Genomic DNA, 17,702 nt, shown 5'->3' with positions numbered 1-17,702 from the left:
TTTTCGGCCCGAGTCCCGCTTCCCGCAGCCAATATCAGGCGACTACATCACGCGCGGTCACAAGTCCAGCGTTCACGATTTATTAAATGAATTTACTCAGATTGAGCTGCATGATGGTGGATGTTGACTGCAACACGGCCTGGTACACAAGCTGTTGCTGGGCAAGGTCCGTCATCAGCTCACTCACGTCTGCATCCTCAATGGAACTGAGCAGCGTCTTCTCATTAAGCTGCAGACCATCCAGGATGGTACTGCCGATGGTCAGCTGATTCTCCCGGCCGCCCACCTCAGCCGCGTTGTTCAACACCTGCTCCTGTGCTCTTGCCAAGTCGGCCAGGCATTGCTGCACACCAGTCTGGTTGTTGGTCTCGGTAAAAGCGACGAGGTTTCCCAGTACCTCGAAAAGATTCTTTGTTTTCTCGTCCTGTCCTTCAATGCTGACGGCCATCTTCGGCGCGCCGTTTGATGCGAAAACCCGCTCCGTGTTGGCACTGCCAACCGGGATGGAGCTGCCCTTGGCCGCAAGAACGGAATCGGGATCGGTATAGATGCCGCCGAAAATTCCCTTGCCCACGTTGTTGATGGTAATCTGCTCGTCGCCCGAAATATCGAGTTTGATATCGGCGGAACGCGGATGCACAACGAACTGAGCCCCGGGCTGGAGTTGGTTGGTACCGTTCGATACCAGGTTCAGCACGCCGCCGTTGGGCACGCTAAGTACGGCCGCATTGCTGGTGGTGTCCGCCTGGGCCACGTTGCCCGTCACCCAATTGATACCGCCATCCAGGCTGTAGGAATACTCGATGTCCTCGTTCATGGCCACGGCAGTGTCGTTATCAATACGAATGGTCACGTTGTTATGCGCAAAAGCCCCGGAGGCCGTTGCCGTGACCTGATAGTTCGGATCAAGAGGATCGACGCTTGGCGGCAGGTCCCTGTCGTCGCCTATATAGCGTGCCGTGGGGCGCACCCAGAGCCAGGTACCTTCGGAATTATTCTTATCCGTAGGGTCATTGACCTTGACCGTAGCATCGCTGTCAAAAATAACGTTGGATCCGGCACCGTCCATATTCAAGGCATACCCACCCGAACCGTTAGGAACGAGTGTTGCGCCATCCGTCCAAGTCTCACCGCCGTCAGATGAATAACGAGCGCGCAGGTTGGCATCGGAAAGATTCATATCACCACCCACGGCCGTACCGCCGCTCTGATCATAGAACTGTACCAACACCGTGGAGCTTGAGGATCCTTGGATTGAGAAATCCGTGGCGGCAAAACGGTCATCGTTGGTGGTCAGCCACATGACCTGTTCGTAGGCATTACCGTCCACCTTATGACCAGCAAAAATCGATTTGCCCTCAAATTCAGTATTGGCCAGCCCGATCATCTGTTCGAAGATGCTGCGTAGCTCAAAGCTGACCTGCTTGCGGTTGTCGGCATCCATGGTACCGGTGGCAGCTTGTTCCGCCAATTCCTTGGCCTTGGTCATAAGGGTGGAAGCCTGCAAAAGGGCCTCGTCCTGGCTGGAGATCCATCCCTTGGCCGTGGCGATATTTTCCTTATACTGGCTCAGGGATCGGATGGTATCCCGATGTCCGAGAATACGAGTCATACCGGTGGGATCGTCGCTCGGCCGATTCACCCGCTTCTGGGTCTGCGCCTTGGTATTGAGGTCTATAAGGGAGGTGAGCGACTTGTTCATGTTGCTCACGTACCTATTGAAAAGCATCTGCTGGGTGACTCGCATTTCAGGTCTCCCCTTCCTTACGCCTTAAGCGACAAAATGGTTTGCAGCATCTGGTCTGCAGTGGAAATAAGCTTGGCCGCCGCCGTGTACGAAGCCTGGTATTTGATGAGATCACTCATCTCCTCATCCAGGTTCACGCCCGAGACTTCCTGCTGCCGGTCATTGAGATCTTCCGACAATGTCTTGTAATAGCTTTTGTTAAACTTCGCCGAGCCAGCGTCAGCGCCCACATTACCGACGATATTGTTATAATACTCGAGCAGCGTTGTGTGTTGCGTCCCCCCCGTGGGCGAGGAAACGGCGACATCCTGATCGCGCAGGTTGTAGAGGGCATTTGCTGTGGTGTTGTCACCGGCATTGATCTCCCCCGCACCATTGACATGGCCCACGGCCAAGTGATCGAGATTGCTGGTAACAGCACTGTTCAACCCGATGCTGCCTGCGTCGCTCCCGGTAAAAAACGTGTTGATGCCCAAAGCCGCGTTGAGTCCGGCCGTATCCGTGCCAAAGGCAAAGGAATAACCGTCGGCCGCCTTGAGCGAGAGCTTGTTGTTGACGATCGTCGCGGTAATCATCCCATTGAAGGTCGTATTGTACGCGTCGCAAACGTCCTGCAGGGTGTTGACTTCAGGATTGAAAGCGGTACTGGCACCGAACTTGAGCGCTGCAGAGGAAGCAAGCAACCCGGTATCGTTGTTGTACACGTAGATGAACGAACTGCCGGACTGGAGCCTGTCTCCAAAAGCCAGCCCCGTGGAGTTGCTAGCCAGCGCCTTGTCCTTGTCATTCACGGAATAGGTGCCGTTCAGGTTGCTGTATGCCTTGAGCCCTGCGCCCTGGCTGTGTCGCCGGTTGGTCTCCCAGATAAGGCTTTTGGCAAAACTCTCCAGCTTATCGCGATACTTGCCGACATAGCCGTCGCGGAAGGCAAGCAGCCCGCCAAGGGTACCGCCCGTAATCCGCCTGGAATTTTCCTCTCCGTTCATGGAGAGCTGAGGGGTGACGTTCTCCTTGGTGGAGGTATTCTCCACCCAGAACACGCTCGGATGTGGACTGAGAATGAAACGGTCGCCCGCCTGGAAAGAGCCGGAGGGAAGCCCCTTGGAATTCGAGCTTGACCCAAACCAGATATCCAGCCCTTTCACTTTAACCCGCGAATCATAGTCGCGGGCGGAGAAAAGGCGTTCCTTGCCGTCCTCGTCGGTGAGCCAGCTCTTGCCACCATCCAGGGACACTTTGAACTTCGCGGCAGAAGCGCCGCTGCCGACTACTCCTGCCGAAGTCGAGCCGGAACTGGAAGCAACGAATTCAATGGTGTACTCATATTCGTCGTTTCCTTCAAAGTAGATATCGCCATCAAAATTCGTGGAACCGCCAAGATCACGGATCTTGCTGTCCATGTTGAACTCAAGGGAAAAATGGCTTGTGCCGTCAACCAGGTTTTGTCCCGCCTTGGTCATAATCGAAAACTTGCCGCCGCCGTTGTCGATGGTCGTAATGTCGATCAGCTTGGCAAGCGCACGAACCTTGCTCGCCCGTTCGTCGAACATGCCGTTGGTATTGTTCTGGCCCTCGATGTTGTGAATCTCGATCTGCTTGTTGAGGTCGGCAATGTCCTCCAGCAGCCCGTTGACTTCATCAACCTGTCCCTTGACGGCCTCGTTCACCTGTTCCTGCATCTTGCTCATGCTGGCATCCAGCTGACTCAGCACCGAAATAAGCGTCTGGGAATTGTCCACCACGGTTTCCCGTGTGCTGTAACTGTCGGGATACTGCGAGACCTTGTTCCAGGACTCGAAGTAGCTGGAAAGCGATGACGACACTCCGTACCCGCTCGACTCGTTGAGAAGCGTCTCCACGTTGCGCAGCTGCTCGTAAAGTGTCCCCCACTTTTCGCTCAGAGCCGCCTGATTCACATACAACGACTCGACCAGATTGTCGAAATGCCGGACAACGTCCTTGGCCACCACTCCGGTTCCCATCTGCCCCGGAGCGTAGTCGATGGAAATTCCTTCCTCCAATCGCACAGAACGGCGGGAATACCCCTCCGTATTGACATTGGCGATGTTCTCGCCGGTGACCTGCAACTGCACCTGCGAGGCAAACATGGCCCAACGGCCCATGTCGAGGATGGAATTGGCCCCAAAGGACATTAGAGTCTCCCGTTCAAGAGGCGTGCATCGCTACGTGCCTGGGCGAATTTGCCGGAAGCCGCGTAGGCATTGGTGTTCTTGGGCTTGATCTGGTTGTGCATGAACGTAAGCAGCTTGTTGCTCTGATCAAACAGGGCCTTTGCCATGGTGCCGTTCTTGGAAGCCTGCCTGGCACACCTCTGTTCACTCTCGTCCATCATTGCCAGCAACTTCTCAAGGGTCGTCCTTTCCTCACCCGAGATGGCGGCAAAGGTGTGCGCCACCATCTGGGCTCCCGGCACCACCTTGTCCACATGGCGCCGCAACGAAAGTCGCTCGGAGGCGATCTGACGCATGAGTTCCTGAATGGACAGCTCTATTTGGGCGACACGCTGGGGTTCCCCCTTCTGAAGGCGGGAAAATTCTTCCTCCAGCAGCGTCAAAAGCAGAAGCAACGCCTTGTTCTGACGGACCAAATTTTCCTCGACCAGCTGCAAACTCATACGCACCTCAAATTTTATTGTCTAATAAAACGAATAGTTACATCCATAATATTGAACCAGGATTCTCTACTCCTACCCGTTTTTAGCAATTTTCCTGCCAACTGATTCGAAAGAATCCTTCCCCTTTTGCCCGTATGCTCCGGCCGCCTCATTGCTTCCCAACAACCCGGACTTGATGCGTTCCGCTTCCAGGTGCCGGACCAGGGTCTCAAGCTGTGCCTTGACCTCAACATCGCTCATGGCCTGCGACGCACTCGAACCGGACTCAGGAGAAGAAGGCACCGCTTCAGACAAATCCGTCCCGGAATGGCCGCCCCAGTCCTCAAGGGTAAGGCTTTCCTGCTTTTGAGGCAGTGAAATGGGTTCCCGGCCCAGTTGCAAGGCAATGGGATCCTCGTGCAGGGGCTTGATCGGCACGCCGCCCTCCAGGGTCGAGCGGCTGGTGTTCTTGAGCTTCTCGCTCAATTGATCGTAGATCAGATCGGCCAGACCTATCCCGCCACTGGCGGACATCTTTTCGGCGAAATCACGGTCGAACATGGAGAGGTACTGCTCCTCCTGCTTGCCGTGCATCATGCCTTCCTTGGGGACCGTCTTGCGCATCTCCTGCCAGAGCTTGCTGATAAACACGGCCTCGAACTTTTCGCAGGCATCGTGCAGCTTCTTGGACTTGTCCTTGTCGCCATCTCCGCCAAGATTTTTTTTCAGACCATCCATCTGCCGCTTGAAGCGGACCATTTCGTCGGTCTGGGACTGCTGTATGGCCATCTGGCCGTCGGCACCGGAATGCAACATCTTAAATCACCTCCACTTCGGCATGCAGCGATCCCGCGGCCTTGAGAGCGCGGATGATGGATATGAGGTCGCGCGGAGCGGCACCCATGGAATTCAGTCCGTCCACCAATTCCTGCAACGTCGCTCCTTCCATCAGCATGAGCTGCTTGTTCTCCTGCATGATTTGCAGGTCGGTCTGCGGGGTAACCACAGTGGAACCATCGGAGAACGGTCCGGGCTGGCTGACGTTCTGGGACTCGCTGATGACGATCTGGAGATTGCCGTGGGCCACGGCCACCTTGCTCAGCCGTACATCCTGGCCGAGGACCACGGTGCCGGTCTTCTCATCGACAACGACCTTGGCCTTGCCGTCCGGGGAAATATCGAGATTCTCCAGGGAAGCCATGAGCGGAACCATGTTGCCGCGGAACCGCTCGGGCAGTTTGAGATCCACGGTGGAAATGTCGCGGGCCGCCGCGAACTTGCCGCCCATGGCCGCGTTGATCTTGTTGACGACCTGCATGGTGGTGCCGAAATCCCGCACCGACAAATTCAAGGTCATTTTCTCCTGGCTGTTGAACGTGAAGGGCACGGCCCGCTCCACGCTGGCACCGTTGGGAATGATGCCCACTGTAGGAATGTTCTGCTGCGCGGTGGCCGCGTTGCCCGCCACGGCAAAGCCGCCGATGGTCAACGATCCCTGAGCCACGGCGTAAACTCTGCCGTCCAGCCCCTTGAGCGGGGTAACAAGCAGGATACCGCCGAGCAGGCTCTTGGCATCACCAAGGGAAGAGACTGTGACGTCGAGCTGAGAACCGGGCTTGGCGGAAACGGGCAGCTTGGACGTAACCATGACCGCAGCCACGTTTTTTGGTTTGAGGTCGTTCGGGTTGGCCTCCACCCCCATCTTCTCCAGCATGTTGGCCATGGAACGGAGAGTAAAGGTGGACGAAGTACCGTCGCCCGTACCCGAAAGGCCGACCACCAAGCCGTATCCCACCAGATCATTGGTCCGCACGCCGCTGAAGGAGGCTATGTCCTTGAGCCGGGCGGCCGCAGCCTCTGCCGGAGCCAAAAGTCCGGCACCAAAAGCGACAAGCGCCCCGAACAACAACGTCAGCACCAGAGTCCTGATCGTTTCCGCGTTGTCGACGGTATTGTTTCTGTTCAATTGCATGGTCTCGCTCCTACCCTATGAAAATACACTTTTCGCCTTCTCTAGAAGGGATAGAAATTGTCCAGAAGTCTCGACAGCCAACCGGGCCGCTGCTTTTCCGTCAGCACGCCCTGGCCGTAAATTTCAATCTGCGCCTCGGCCAGCTTGGTCGAGGAAATGGAATTGTCGGAACTGATGTCGCGCTGGCGAATCAGACCGCGTACCACCAGGAACTGCGTTTCATGGTTGACGCGAATCCGACGCGCTCCTTCCACCTGCAGAAGATTGCCCGGCAATCTGCGCACGATCCGGGTGGCCACGGTAGCCTCAAAGGTGTTCTCCTGCTTGGTCTCGCCATTGCCCTTGAAGTCCGAGGACTGGGCAGCCCCAATATCGGCCCCGACCTTGGCACCCAACGTCTTTGCAAACGGGATATTGCCGACAAGGCCGGTTGAAGGCATTGCGGTAATACTGTTGCCGACCGTATTTTCCTTCTTGGCCGTGGTCTCGGACTTCAACTTGGTCGTAGCGGACTCCGCCACCTGAACCAGCACAATGTCGCCCACGCGGGTTGCGCGGTTGTCGTCATACAGGAACTCGGACCGGTTCACGTCGTAAAGGGAGCCTGGATTGGCCGCCGGGTTCTGCTCCTCGTAAACCGGAGGAGTCAGAATGGGCATCGGCTGTTCATCGTACCTGGATGCGCATCCCGAAAGCAGTATGACGGCTGCCACCGCTATGAAGAAATACCGTTTCATGACAGGTCTCCTATCGTTACCGGACCATGACCAGATCGTCGCCGACAACCGTAGCCATCACTTTTTTCTTGCTTTGCATATTTAGTACCTGAACCTGCTGTCCCAATGCGGCATCCTGCAGGGCTTCCACCTTCATGGTCAGCTGTATCCGCTTGCCTCGATAAACCAGTTCAACCCGCTCGCCCTTTTCGATGAGGGGCACCGATTCCAGATGGGACAGGGTGAAGGGCTGGCCGCGCCCCAAGGTCCGGACCATGCGCCAGGGGCCGCCCGTGCCGTCCCAGAGGTCGCGGCTATAGGCAATATTGACGCGCCGGAAGTTGATCTTGTCCTTGGTAACCCTATCCCCGCGGTTCAACGGCGTTGAAGCCACCGGCACGGCCTTCCAGACATTGAGAAATACACTTCCGGACTTGCTGCCGGCTCCCCTTCCCTGACGATCGACAGAACGCATCCGAATCGTATTCCGGCCGGGTTTCACGTCACCGCTGGTCTCAAGGATCAGCTTGTCCGTTACGTGATCAAAAAAGTAGTACATGGGCAGGTCCAGATCCTTCATTTCAATCTGGCCGCCAAGGCCCTTGGCCCGTGGCGTCAAAAATTCGACTACCCGCTGGCGGAGCTCATTGCCGGTAAGCACCTTGCCCCCGGTCTGCACCGTAAACTGAAGGGGCAACACCAGATGGCGGACCTGGTCCCCCATATAATGTCGCAGGACCTTGGCCAGCCGGTCACGATCAATGGTGACGGGACGGCCTGGCTTTCCCGAGGCCTTCCAAAGCTGGATCTGGGACAGGGTCTGCCAGGTGCGCGAGTCCACTCCCTTTACGGGGTCTGCAATTTCCCCGAGCAGAACGGTAGGTCCCTGGACACAGGCCTCGCTGCGCACAGCGGCGGTCCAGTTTCCGGAAGTGGCCGCACGGGTGGCGGCAACGGTCCCGGAAATGAACAGGCAGACCGCGAGGACGACCATTATGGTCAACCGGTACGATCCCATCCTTCCGTTCTCTCTGCCTGACATGAAATACTCCTTTGTTCCCAGCTATCCGCTAGCGCTTGATGTTGATGGCGGTCTGCAACATGCCGTCCGAGGTGGTGATGGCCTTGGAATTGATCTCGTAGGCGCGCTGGCCGACGATCAGGCCGACCATTTCATCCACCATTTCCACGTTGGACCCTTCCAGATAGCCCTGCGCAATGGTTCCGAAATTTTCGTCTCCCGGGGTTCCGGCAACGGCATCGCCGGAAGCTTCGGTCTCACGATAGAAGTTGCGGCCCACCGCATTGAGTCCGGCCGGGTTCTGGAACCGATAGATCTGCAAGTCCGTCTCGGCCAGGGTCTGCCCGTCCTTGTCCAGGGCGGCCATATGCCCGGTCTCGGTCACGGTGATACTGCTCGTCTCGGCCGGAACCACGAACTCCGGCTGGAGCACATGCCCACCGGGCGTCACGACCCGGCCTTCGTTGTCGATCTTGAAGCCGCCGGCACGCGTGTAGACATCGTCGCCGTTCATATCCACCTGAAAGAATCCGTCGCCTTCAACGGCCAGATCAAGCGGGTTGCCCGTGTTCTTGAAATCGCCCTGGGTGAAGAACTTGTGCACCGATACGGGCCGCACACCCATACCGATCTGCATACCGACAGGCAGGCGGCCGCCGTTCTGGGTCTGCGTACCGGCAATCTGCAGGGTCTGGTACATGAGGTCCTCGAACTCGGCGCGGCTTTTCTTGAAGCCCGTGGTGTTCACGTTGGCCAGGTTGTTGGACAAAGTATCGATATGAGTCTGCATGGCGATCATGCCTGTCGCAGCAGTCCAAAGGGAACGCATCATGGCAATCAGCCTCCTTGTTATCCTGTAAGTTTCCCCAAGCGGGTTATCATTGATCTATCCATCGTATCCGTGCCCTGGAGCATCTTGGCGTACATCTCGAAGGCACGTTGGGTCTCCAGCATTTCCACCATCTGGGTCACGACCTCGACGTTGGCTTTTTCCAGATACCCCTGCTGAACCACCAGATCCTCGGAGACATCCGCTTCGGCGGCATTGTCATCCGCCCTGTACGTGTTGCCGCCAATGCGTTTCAGCGCTCCCAAATCCTCAAAAGTGGTCAGGTCGAACGCTCCGGCAGGTTCTCCGTTGATCGAAATATTACCGCCTTCGTCTACCGAGACCTTGGCCCCGGTAGGTATGTTCAGTTCTCCGCCGTCCACCATCACGGGCAGCCCCTCCTGAGTGACGAGGGTGCCCGTGGAATCCACAAGGAAAGAACCAGCTCTCGTATAGAGAGGCCCCTCCGGCGTCTGGACCTGGAAAAAGCCCTCTCCCGACAGCGCAAAATCCAGCTGGTTGCCTGTCTTCTGGAGACTCCCCTGGGTAAAGTCCACGGCCTGCTGGGAGAGACGGGCCTTGGCCATGATCTTCGGGTCGGGGAACATGTCCTTGTCACGAATGAATCCCTTGGTGGTCACCACATAGTCGTGGGCAAACCGGGTAAAGGTATCGTGAAAGGCCATCACATCCTTTTTATAAGCCGTCGTATTCACGTTCGCCAAATTATTGGCGATCGTCGACATCCTCATTTCATTGGATAAAGACCCGAATAATGCGCTTAAACTACTATCTCGCATTGAGCCGTCCTCCTGTTCGCAGGGGTGATTGCACCTTGCGTGCCAAGCCTGCATACCCAAAAAATCCGCATCGGATATCACGGTCGTCTGTTGACATCGGATGTGGATATGTATAAATAGGCTCGGTTTCAAAGCGGGCGTAACTCAATTGGTAGAGTGTCAGCTTCCCAAGCTGAAAGTAGCGGGTTCGACCCCCGTCGCCCGCTCCAACGCCTTTCGCAGGGTTCCACACCGAACCTTGCGGGGTTCGCACAAATGGGTGAGCTCGGGCTCACCTTTTTTATTTGCAGCGGGGAGAAGACCATGCGCCGTTTTGAAGAGACGCTGGCCGAACTGATCCGGCCCGAGGTGGAATCCATGGGATTTATCCTGTGGGGCGTAACCTCGCCCTCTACGGGCCGTAAGCGTGTTATAAGGATATACGTAGACGGTCCGGACGGGATAAATATTGATCAGTGCGCCGATGTCAGCCGCCAGGTAGGGCTGATGCTTGAAGTGGAAGACATTATTCCAGGCGCCTATACCTTGGAGGTTTCCTCCCCAGGTCTGGAGCGCCGGTTCTTTTCACCGGCTCAACTACGCGACTATCTGGGTCGCACCGTTTCCGCCCAGGCCTTGGAGGTCATAGACGGACGCCGCCGTTTCCACGGTGTGCTCACCGCCTGTTTCGAAGACTCCTTTACCCTGGATGAAGACGGCGAAACGATTTCCCTTAATTGGGCGGACCTGCGAGAAGTCCGCCTGGTACACGAGTTTTAGGCCGACCCCGCGGTCGCCATAGCCATAACGAGTATTTCACCGGCCGCAAAGCGGGACCGAGCGCCGGAAGAAGCGGAGGATTTGACATGTCGGAGCTGAAAAGAGCCATCGACCAGATTAGCAAGGACAGAGGCATTGACCGGGATCTGCTCATCGATACCTTGGAAGAAGCCGTGCGCAGCGCCGTGGCGCGCAAGTATGGCGATACCATGGATATCGAGGTCTCCTTCAATGAGGAGTCCGGCGAAATCGAAGTGTTCGAATTCAAGGTCGTCGTGGAGGATGTCCACGACCCCATCAGCGAAATTTCCCTGGAAGACGCTACCGAGCACGATCCCAATGCACGAGTCGATGACGAAATGGGCTTTCCGGTCAAGGTCGAAGACCTGGGCCGCATCGCCGCCCAGTCTGCAAAGCAGGTCATCATCCAACGCATGCGTGATGCCGAACAGGAAATCATCTACGAGGAATACAAGGACCGCGTAGGCGAAATCTCCAGCGGCATCATCCAGCGACGCGACCGCACCGGCTGGATCATCAACCTGGGCCGCACCGAGGCCCTGCTGCCCAAGGACGAGCAGATTCCCAGAGAACGCTACAAGCGCGGGGATCGCGTCCAGGCTTATATCATTGATGTACTGAAGGAATCGCGCGGTCCCCAGGTCGTGGTTTCCCGCTCCCACCCGGACTATATGATCGAGCTGTTCAAGCGCGAGGTACCGGAAGTGGCCGACGGCACGGTCAAGATCATGGGTGTTGCCCGCGATGCAGGCCTGCGCGCCAAGGTGGCGGTCATGTCGCGGGAGCGCGACGTGGACCCGGTCGGTGCCTGTGTCGGCATCCGCGGCTCCCGCATCCAGAACGTCGTGCAGGAGCTCAAGGGCGAACGCATCGACATCGTCGTCTGGAGCCCGGATATCGCCATGTACGCCCAGCACGCCCTCTCCCCCGCCACCATCACCCGCATCACTGTGGATGAGGAGGAAGAGGCACTCGAAGTGGTCTGTCCCGACGATCAGCTCACCCTGGCCATCGGCCGCAAGGGGCAGAACGTCAAACTGGCCGCCAAACTGCTCGGCTGGAAGATCGACATTTTCACGGAATCCCGCTACGCGGAACTCAACGTTGCCCGAAAAGGCATGGACCAGATCGCAGCCGTGGCCGAAGTGCCCATGGAGAATTTCTTCTCCGCCGGTTTCGAATCCCTGGAATCCATTGCCCTAGCCACGGAAGAGGAACTCCTGGCTGTCAACGGACTCACCGAGTCGAAAATCGCGGACATCCGCGTAGCAATCAATATGCTCGCTCCCGACGCTCTGACTTCCGGCGAATCCACAACGGATGAACCGGAGACCACTGAGCCGGAAACGGAAATCCCCGCCCAAGGCGAGGAAACCGAGTAGGAGCGTGAAACCGCGCATGGATACGGAATTCACTGAAGAACCGATCCGCTCGTGTGTGGTATGTCGCCGCCGCTTTCCCAAGGGAGAGCTGGAGCGATATGTGTGTCCGGCCACCGTGCCGGACGACGAACCGGATGGTCCGGTTCTGGACCCGGAGAAGATTAAGCCGGGACGTGGTTACTATGTATGCGTCCAGGCCCGCTGCCGGGAGCTTTTCCCAAAGGTCATGCGAGGCCTGATGAATAAACGCAAGGGGGATTGTAAATGACGGCAAGTGTTCGGGTAGAAGACCTGGCTGCCGAGCTCGGGCTCAGCACCAAGGACATCATTCAGCATCTGCGCGAGATCGGGGTCCAGGCCAAAAGCCAGAAGACCATGGTCGATGCGGAAGATGTGGACAGCCTTAAGGCGGAACTGAAAAAAGGCGGTTCCCGTCGGGAAGTGCGTATGGTGACCGATTCGGGCGTTATCGTCCGTCGTCGGCGCAAATCTCGTGGAGGCGCGCCGCAGGAAACCGAGGCTCAGGAGGCCGAACCGGCCGTTGAGGTCGAAGAGGTCGAAACCGTGGAGGTAGCCGAAGAGCCCGTCGTGAAGACGGAAACAGCTCCCGTGGCTGCCGAGGAACCTGTTCAGGAGCCTACCCCCAAGGAGCCTGAGGAGAAGCCTGTCGTCAAGGCAAAGCCCAAGGACAAAGCACCCAAGGTACGGATCATCACCCCTGCCAAGCAGGAAGAGCCGAAAGCCGAAGAGCCTGTCCAGGAAGCCCCTGCGAAAGAAGAGCCCGCCCCCGAACCCGAGCCCGAAATCGCAGCTGAATCCGTCACTGCAGAAGCGCCCGCCGCTCCCGAACCGGTGGTAGCTGAAGAACCTGCTTCCAAGGCGGAGGAAAAACCGGCAGAACCGGCCCCCGCGCCCAAGGCCGAGAAGGCTGCGACGGAAACTTCCAAGGGGAAAAAGCCTGAAGCAGAGGCCCCCAAGGACGGAGCCGAAGCCCCTCAAAAGCCCAAGAAGAAAAAGCGGCGTGAGCCCGAGGCCCCCAAGGTCAAAATTATTTCCATGCCCGACCCGGCCGAGGTCCAGGCTCGCGAAGCCGCCAAGGCCGCAGAGCCTACCCGCCGTCCTGGCGGCAGGCCCGGCGGTGGCCAGCCCGGTGGCGGCCGTCCCGGCGGCGCCAGACCCGCAGGTGGGAGGCCCGCAGGTGGAAGACCCACCGGCGGCAGACCCGGTGGAGGACGCCCTGCTCAACAGGACCCGTCCTTTACCCCCAGTGACGTGCCGGATGGCCGCAGCAAGAAAAAGAAAGGCAAGAAGGACCGCCGCGTAGTGGAATTTTCCACTGCGCAGAAAGACGGTGCACCGGCTCGTTTCGAGGAAGAAGGCGGCTTCGGCCGCAAGGGTCGTCGCAAGAAGGGCCGGAAACCGCTTCAGCAAATGACTCGCCCGGAACAGGCCGCGCCGATGAAGGCCGCCAAGCGCAAAATCAAATTCGACGAGGCCATCCGTCTTTCCGACATGGCCCACCAGATGGGCATCAAGGCGCAGGACCTGATCAAGACCCTGTTCGGCATGGGTGTCATGGCGACCATCAACCAGTCCCTGGATCTGGACACCGCCAGCCTGCTGGCGAGCGAGTTCGGCTACGAGGTGGAAAACGTTTCCTTTGACGAAACTTCCTTCCTGGCTCCGGTGGAAGAGGACAAGCGCGAGGACCTGAAGCCGCGTCCCCCAGTGGTTACCATCATGGGCCACGTCGACCACGGCAAGACCTCCCTGCTCGACGCCATCAGGATGACCAAGGTCACCGAGGGCGAGGCAGGCGGCATCACCCAGCACATCGGCGCCTACCACGTCAACACCGACCGAGGCGAGATCGTATTCCTCGATACGCCCGGCCACGAAGCCTTTACTACCATGCGTATGCGTGGCGCCCAGGTGACGGATATCGTCATCCTGGTGGTTGCGGCGGATGACGGCGTCATGGATCAGACCCGTGAGGCCATCAGCCACTCCCGCGCCGCCGGCGTGCCCATCGTGGTCGCCGTGAACAAGATAGACAAGGAAGGGGCCAACCCGGACAACGTCAAGCGCGAGCTGGCGGAACAGGGCCTGGTTCCCGAAGAATGGGGCGGCGACACCATCTTCGCCCATGTGTCGGCCAAGATGCGCATCGGACTCGACGAACTGCTCGAAATGGTGCTCCTCCAGGCCGAGGTCATGGAGCTGAAGGCCAACCCGGACAAGGCCGCACGCGGTCATATCGTGGAAGCCAAGCTGGACAAGGGCCGCGGCCCGGTGGGCACCATGCTCATCTCCGAAGGTACCCTGCGCCAGGGCGACAGCTTCGTCTGTGGTGTCCAGTTCGGTAAGGTCCGCGCCATGTTCAATGACAAGGGCAAGAAGATCAAAGATGCCGGTCCGGCCATGCCTGTGGAAATTCAGGGCTTTGACGGTCTGCCCGAGGCCGGTGACGAACTCTTCGTGGTCGAAGAGGAAAAGGTTGCCCGCCGCATCGCCCAGTCCCGCGCCATGAAACAGCGCGAACGGATTCTCTCCGCCAAGACCAAGGTCACCCTGGAGTCCTTCCTGGCCAGCAAGCCGGACGACGAGGCCCAGACCCTGAACCTGGTCCTCAAGGCGGACGTGCAGGGTTCGTTGGAAGCCGTTACCGAGGCGCTGAACAAGCTCTCCACCGACGAGGTCAAGATCAGCGTGGTCCACGGCGGTGCCGGTGCCATCACCGAATCCGACATTCTGCTGGCAGGCGCTTCCGAGGCCATTATCCTCGGCTTCAACGTCCGTCCCACTCTCAAGGTCAAGCAGATTGCCGAGCAGGAAGGCGTCGAAGTCCGCTTCTACGACATCATCTACAAGCTGGTGAACGAAGTGAAGGACGCCATGAGCGGTATGCTCGCCCCGGACATCGAAGAGGTCTACCTCGGCCAGGCCGAAGTTCGCCAGACCTTCTCCGTGCCCAAGGTCGGCACCGTGGCAGGCTGCTTCGTTGCCGACGGCAAAATCACCCGCAACGCCCAGATTCGTCTGCTGCGCGACGGCGTGGTCATCTACACCGGTCAGGTTGCCTCCCTCCGCCGCGTCAAGGACGACGTCAAGGAAGTGGCCAAGGGCTACGAGTGCGGCATCGGCCTGGAGAAGTTCAACGACATCAAGTCCGGCGACGTTATCGAGGCCTTCATGACCAAGGAAGTGGCTCGTACCATCGACTAGACAGATAGCGATCAACGACGGGCGGCCCGTTGCCTTTCGGGCCGCCCGTCTTATTTTACAGGCTGAACCGTTATGATTCTCGGCGTTCTGACTTTGGAATTCCGTCTCCACGGCAACCGCTCCCTCAAGGGAAAGCGCAAGGTTGCCCTCAGCCTGAAACAGAAATTGCGCAACAAGTTCAATGTGTCCGTGGCGGAAGTTGATGCCATGGACGTCCATGAAAAGCTGGTTCTGGCCGTTGTCACCGTTGCCAACGAAACCCAGAGGGTGGAAAGCAGCCTGTCCAAGGCCCTGGCTATGGTCGAAGCCATCTCCCCGGCGGAACTGACCAACTGCAATACCGAAATTTTCAGCGAAAGCGACTGAGGAAACAACAATGAAAGCATCCAATTCCCGACGCGCCGTCCGCATGGGCGACCAGATTATGCGCGAGATAGGCACCCTGCTGGTGCAGGAGGCTCAGGACCCCCGCCTGCAACTGGTCACCATCTCCGGCGTGCGCATGAACGCCAACCTGCGTATCGCGGAAATTTTCTACACTGTCTCCGGAGACGACAAGCACCGGGCCGAGGTGCACGATGGACTGCTCAAGGCGACCGGCTTTCTGCGCTCCCGTCTGGGCCGTATTCTCAAGCTTCAGTTCGTGCCCGAGCTGCGTTTTGTATTCGACGAACTCCTGGAGGACATGGTCTATGGACACTCCCCTCAAAAAGATTAGTGCCATCCTCAGGGAGGAGGACGACTTCATGGTCGCCTCCCACTACAATCCGGACGGCGATGCCATTGGTTCGATGTGCGCCGTAGGTCACATACTGAAAGCTCTCGGCAAGCGATTTTTTCTCTACAACCCTTCCGGGCTGCCCAGCCGCTATGATTTCACCCCCAATCCGGCTCCAGTGCAGACCACCCTGCCGGAAACCATGCCCCGCTGGGCCATTGTTCTGGACTGCGGCTCGGCCGAGCGCATGGGCGAAACGCTGATGTCCCGCCTCGGTGAGACCAAGGCAATCAACATCGACCATCACCTCGGCAACGACGAATTCGGTGTTGAGAACTGGGTGGACACCCACCAGCCTGCCGTGGGCTGCATGACGGCCCTCCTTGCTGAAGCCCTGGATATTCCCATGGTCGGCCAACTGGCCGAGTGCATCTACCTTGCGGTCGCCACCGACACCGGTTTCTTCTCCTACGGTTCCACCACGCCGGAATCCCTGGAGCTGGCCGCCCGTCTGCTCCGCGACGGCCTGAACATTGCCGACATCAACCGAACCATTACCAAGCAGTGGTCCGAAGAGCGTATGCACCTCTGGACCGAAGTGATGAACACGGTCGAGCTTTTCCGGGATAAGCAGATCGCCGTAGCCTGCATTACCAAAGAGATGTTCAAACGCACACATACGGGCCCGGACGATACTGAAAACATCATCAATTTCATCAGGCGGCTCAAATCGGTGCGCATGGCGGCCATCCTGCGCGAGGAAGCCCCGGACACCTACAAGTTCAGCCTGCGCTCCTATGGCGAGGACAACGTCCAGGTCGTTGCCGCCGAATTCGGTGGCGGCGGACACAAGAACGCCTCAGGCGGATCCATCAACGCTCCCCTCGAAGAAGCCAAGACACGCCTTGTTGAAGCGGCAGCCACTGTACTGGAGCTCCAATAGATGGGACGCAAGCGCAAACGCAGCGAAGAGCAGTTGGACGGCGTACTCGTCCTCGACAAACCGTCGGGACCGACTTCCGCAGGCTGCCTCAACGACATCAAGCGGGAACTCCGCCAGTTCAAAATCGGCCACGCCGGCACTCTGGACCCCATGGCCCGCGGCGTGCTGCTGGTCATGCTCGGCCAGGCGACCAAGCTCGCACAGTATCTGACCGACGGGATAAAAACCTATACAGGCACGCTGAAGCTGGGAATTTCGACCGACACTCTTGATATTCAAGGCAAAATACTGCAAGAAAAGGAAGTGAAGGTCTCCGGCGCGGATGTCGAACATGATATTTTGCACTGGAAAGAGTTGACAGAGCAGGAGGTTCCTGCCTATTCGGCTGCCAAACACGAGGGCAAGCCGCTCTATGCCCTTGCCCGTGCGGGCGAGGATGTACCGGTTAAGACCAAGCCCATTGTTATTTCACATGTGGAAGTGCTGGACGTGAACATGCCCGAGGCATCGTTCAGGGTCAGTTGTTCCGCAGGCACCTACATACGCTCCCTGGTCCACAGCTTGGGGATTCGAATGGGGTGTGGTGCGGTGCTGACCAGCCTGAACCGGGAGCGCAGCGAGCCCTTTGGACTCGAACAGGCGCACCCCCTCGCGGACGTCCTTTCGCAACCTTCGTCCTTGGTGGACAAGGTAATCCCGCTTGCGGACACTCTGCCCCACTGGCCGAGATTCACGCTCACCGACGCATTGTCCGGTCTCGTCATGAACGGGGCCTGGCTGCCGGTGACCGATGAACCCGGCGGTATATTGGCAGGTACCGAAGGTGACAGAGCCATGTTGCTCGACCCGGCTGGTCGGCCCCTGGCACTGGTGGAAGCGAAGATGCAGGACGGAAGGCTCAAATGGGCCATTCTGCGAGGCCTTTGGGAACAGGGCTGAACAGGGCGTTCACGAA

General features: G+C 58.2%; 17 protein-coding genes and 1 tRNA gene. 9 read left to right on the top strand and 9 right to left on the bottom strand.

Going from position 1 to position 17,702, the window contains the following annotated elements:
• Window positions 1-82 precede the first annotated feature (82 nt).
• From flgL to ACI0FG_RS05770, 9 genes are all read right to left on the bottom strand, one after another.
• A complete protein-coding gene (flgL, locus tag ACI0FG_RS05810) occupies window positions 83-1,747 on the bottom strand; it encodes a flagellar hook-associated protein FlgL (RefSeq protein WP_419787607.1) in 1,665 nt (554 codons plus the stop codon).
• A 17-nt stretch (window positions 1,748-1,764) separates the two neighbouring features.
• A complete protein-coding gene (gene flgK, locus ACI0FG_RS05805) occupies window positions 1,765-3,900 on the bottom strand; it encodes a flagellar hook-associated protein FlgK (protein ID WP_419787606.1) in 2,136 nt (711 codons plus the stop codon).
• Window positions 3,900-4,382, bottom strand: a complete 483-nt coding sequence (gene flgN / locus ACI0FG_RS05800) for a flagellar export chaperone FlgN (protein WP_419787605.1) — start codon at window positions 4,380-4,382, stop codon at window positions 3,900-3,902. Before flgN ends, flgK begins: the two co-directional genes overlap by 1 nt.
• A 72-nt stretch (window positions 4,383-4,454) precedes the next feature.
• A complete protein-coding gene (locus ACI0FG_RS05795; protein WP_419787604.1) occupies window positions 4,455-5,177 on the bottom strand; it encodes a rod-binding protein in 723 nt (240 codons plus the stop codon).
• A gap of 1 nt (window position 5,178) precedes the next feature.
• Complete coding sequence (locus ACI0FG_RS05790; protein ID WP_419787603.1) at window positions 5,179-6,333, bottom strand: flagellar basal body P-ring protein FlgI; 1,155 nt, start codon at window positions 6,331-6,333, stop codon at window positions 5,179-5,181.
• Window positions 6,334-6,374: 41 nt separating this feature from the next.
• Window positions 6,375-7,070, bottom strand: coding sequence for a flagellar basal body L-ring protein FlgH (locus tag ACI0FG_RS05785; protein WP_419787602.1), 696 nt, complete (start codon window positions 7,068-7,070; stop codon window positions 6,375-6,377).
• 16 nt (window positions 7,071-7,086) lie between these two features.
• Window positions 7,087-8,091, bottom strand: a complete 1,005-nt coding sequence (flgA, locus tag ACI0FG_RS05780; RefSeq protein WP_419787601.1) for a flagellar basal body P-ring formation chaperone FlgA — start codon at window positions 8,089-8,091, stop codon at window positions 7,087-7,089.
• Window positions 8,092-8,119: 28 nt separating this feature from the next.
• Entirely contained in the window at window positions 8,120-8,902 is a 783-nt protein-coding gene (flgG, locus tag ACI0FG_RS05775; protein ID WP_419787600.1) for a flagellar basal-body rod protein FlgG, read from the bottom strand.
• Window positions 8,903-8,919: 17 nt separating this feature from the next.
• Window positions 8,920-9,699, bottom strand: coding sequence for a flagellar hook-basal body protein (locus ACI0FG_RS05770; RefSeq protein ID WP_419787599.1), 780 nt, complete (start codon window positions 9,697-9,699; stop codon window positions 8,920-8,922).
• Window positions 9,700-9,832: 133 nt separating this feature from the next.
• On the opposite strand from ACI0FG_RS05770, the gene ACI0FG_RS05765 reads away from it, so the two are divergent.
• The 9 genes from ACI0FG_RS05765 to truB all read left to right on the top strand — a co-directional run bounded on the left by ACI0FG_RS05765 (window position 9,833) and on the right by truB (window position 17,686).
• Window positions 9,833-9,908: transfer RNA gene (locus ACI0FG_RS05765), tRNA-Gly, on the top strand.
• Between the two features lie 94 nt (window positions 9,909-10,002).
• Entirely contained in the window at window positions 10,003-10,458 is a 456-nt protein-coding gene (rimP, locus tag ACI0FG_RS05760; protein WP_419787598.1) for a ribosome maturation factor RimP, read from the top strand.
• An 86-nt stretch (window positions 10,459-10,544) separates the two neighbouring features.
• Window positions 10,545-11,861, top strand: coding sequence for a transcription termination factor NusA (gene nusA, locus ACI0FG_RS05755; RefSeq protein ID WP_419787597.1), 1,317 nt, complete (start codon window positions 10,545-10,547; stop codon window positions 11,859-11,861).
• A gap of 16 nt (window positions 11,862-11,877) precedes the next feature.
• Window positions 11,878-12,129 (top strand): YlxR family protein, encoded by a 252-nt coding sequence (locus ACI0FG_RS05750; RefSeq protein ID WP_419787596.1) that lies wholly within the window; start codon window positions 11,878-11,880, stop codon window positions 12,127-12,129.
• The gene (gene infB, locus ACI0FG_RS05745; protein WP_419787595.1) at window positions 12,126-15,086 is read left to right on the top strand and encodes a translation initiation factor IF-2; all 2,961 of its coding nucleotides are present in this window, start codon (window positions 12,126-12,128) and stop codon (window positions 15,084-15,086) included. Before ACI0FG_RS05750 ends, infB begins: the two co-directional genes overlap by 4 nt.
• Window positions 15,087-15,158: 72 nt before the next feature.
• The gene (locus tag ACI0FG_RS05740) at window positions 15,159-15,452 is read left to right on the top strand and encodes a DUF503 domain-containing protein (protein ID WP_419787594.1); all 294 of its coding nucleotides are present in this window, start codon (window positions 15,159-15,161) and stop codon (window positions 15,450-15,452) included.
• Between the two features lie 10 nt (window positions 15,453-15,462).
• Window positions 15,463-15,804, top strand: coding sequence for a 30S ribosome-binding factor RbfA (rbfA, locus tag ACI0FG_RS05735; protein WP_419787593.1), 342 nt, complete (start codon window positions 15,463-15,465; stop codon window positions 15,802-15,804).
• Entirely contained in the window at window positions 15,779-16,747 is a 969-nt protein-coding gene (locus ACI0FG_RS05730) for a DHH family phosphoesterase (protein ID WP_419787592.1), read from the top strand. The genes rbfA and ACI0FG_RS05730 overlap by 26 nt, the downstream gene beginning before the upstream one ends.
• The gene (truB, locus tag ACI0FG_RS05725; RefSeq protein ID WP_419787591.1) at window positions 16,748-17,686 is read left to right on the top strand and encodes a tRNA pseudouridine(55) synthase TruB; all 939 of its coding nucleotides are present in this window, start codon (window positions 16,748-16,750) and stop codon (window positions 17,684-17,686) included. It begins immediately after the preceding gene.
• Window positions 17,687-17,702 lie beyond the last annotated feature (16 nt).

The organism is Pseudodesulfovibrio sp. 7M6, assembly GCF_050058625.1.
Lineage (GTDB): Bacteria > Desulfobacterota > Desulfovibrionia > Desulfovibrionales > Desulfovibrionaceae > Pseudodesulfovibrio > Pseudodesulfovibrio salinus.
Note: the sequence above shows the minus strand (reverse complement) of the source record. Positions and strands in the feature narration are given on the sequence as shown.

Bases quoted from the DNA above. Each gene is read 5' to 3' on its own strand.
- flgL (WP_419787607.1), bottom strand. From the start codon at position 1,747: ATGCGAGTCACCCAGCAGATGCTTTTCAATAGGTACGTGAGCAACATG.
- flgK (WP_419787606.1), bottom strand. From the start codon at position 3,900: ATGTCCTTTGGGGCCAATTCCATCCTCGACATGGGCCGTTGGGCCATG.
- flgN (WP_419787605.1), bottom strand. From the start codon at position 4,382: ATGAGTTTGCAGCTGGTCGAGGAAAATTTGGTCCGTCAGAACAAGGCG.
- ACI0FG_RS05795 (WP_419787604.1), bottom strand. From the start codon at position 5,177: ATGTTGCATTCCGGTGCCGACGGCCAGATGGCCATACAGCAGTCCCAG.
- ACI0FG_RS05790 (WP_419787603.1), bottom strand. From the start codon at position 6,333: ATGCAATTGAACAGAAACAATACCGTCGACAACGCGGAAACGATCAGG.
- ACI0FG_RS05785 (WP_419787602.1), bottom strand. From the start codon at position 7,070: ATGAAACGGTATTTCTTCATAGCGGTGGCAGCCGTCATACTGCTTTCG.
- flgA (WP_419787601.1), bottom strand. From the start codon at position 8,091: ATGTCAGGCAGAGAGAACGGAAGGATGGGATCGTACCGGTTGACCATA.
- flgG (WP_419787600.1), bottom strand. From the start codon at position 8,902: ATGATGCGTTCCCTTTGGACTGCTGCGACAGGCATGATCGCCATGCAG.
- ACI0FG_RS05770 (WP_419787599.1), bottom strand. From the start codon at position 9,699: ATGCGAGATAGTAGTTTAAGCGCATTATTCGGGTCTTTATCCAATGAA.
- rimP (WP_419787598.1), top strand. From the start codon at position 10,003: ATGCGCCGTTTTGAAGAGACGCTGGCCGAACTGATCCGGCCCGAGGTG.
- nusA (WP_419787597.1), top strand. From the start codon at position 10,545: ATGTCGGAGCTGAAAAGAGCCATCGACCAGATTAGCAAGGACAGAGGC.
- ACI0FG_RS05750 (WP_419787596.1), top strand. From the start codon at position 11,878: ATGGATACGGAATTCACTGAAGAACCGATCCGCTCGTGTGTGGTATGT.
- infB (WP_419787595.1), top strand. From the start codon at position 12,126: ATGACGGCAAGTGTTCGGGTAGAAGACCTGGCTGCCGAGCTCGGGCTC.
- ACI0FG_RS05740 (WP_419787594.1), top strand. From the start codon at position 15,159: ATGATTCTCGGCGTTCTGACTTTGGAATTCCGTCTCCACGGCAACCGC.
- rbfA (WP_419787593.1), top strand. From the start codon at position 15,463: ATGAAAGCATCCAATTCCCGACGCGCCGTCCGCATGGGCGACCAGATT.
- ACI0FG_RS05730 (WP_419787592.1), top strand. From the start codon at position 15,779: ATGGACACTCCCCTCAAAAAGATTAGTGCCATCCTCAGGGAGGAGGAC.
- truB (WP_419787591.1), top strand. From the start codon at position 16,748: ATGGGACGCAAGCGCAAACGCAGCGAAGAGCAGTTGGACGGCGTACTC.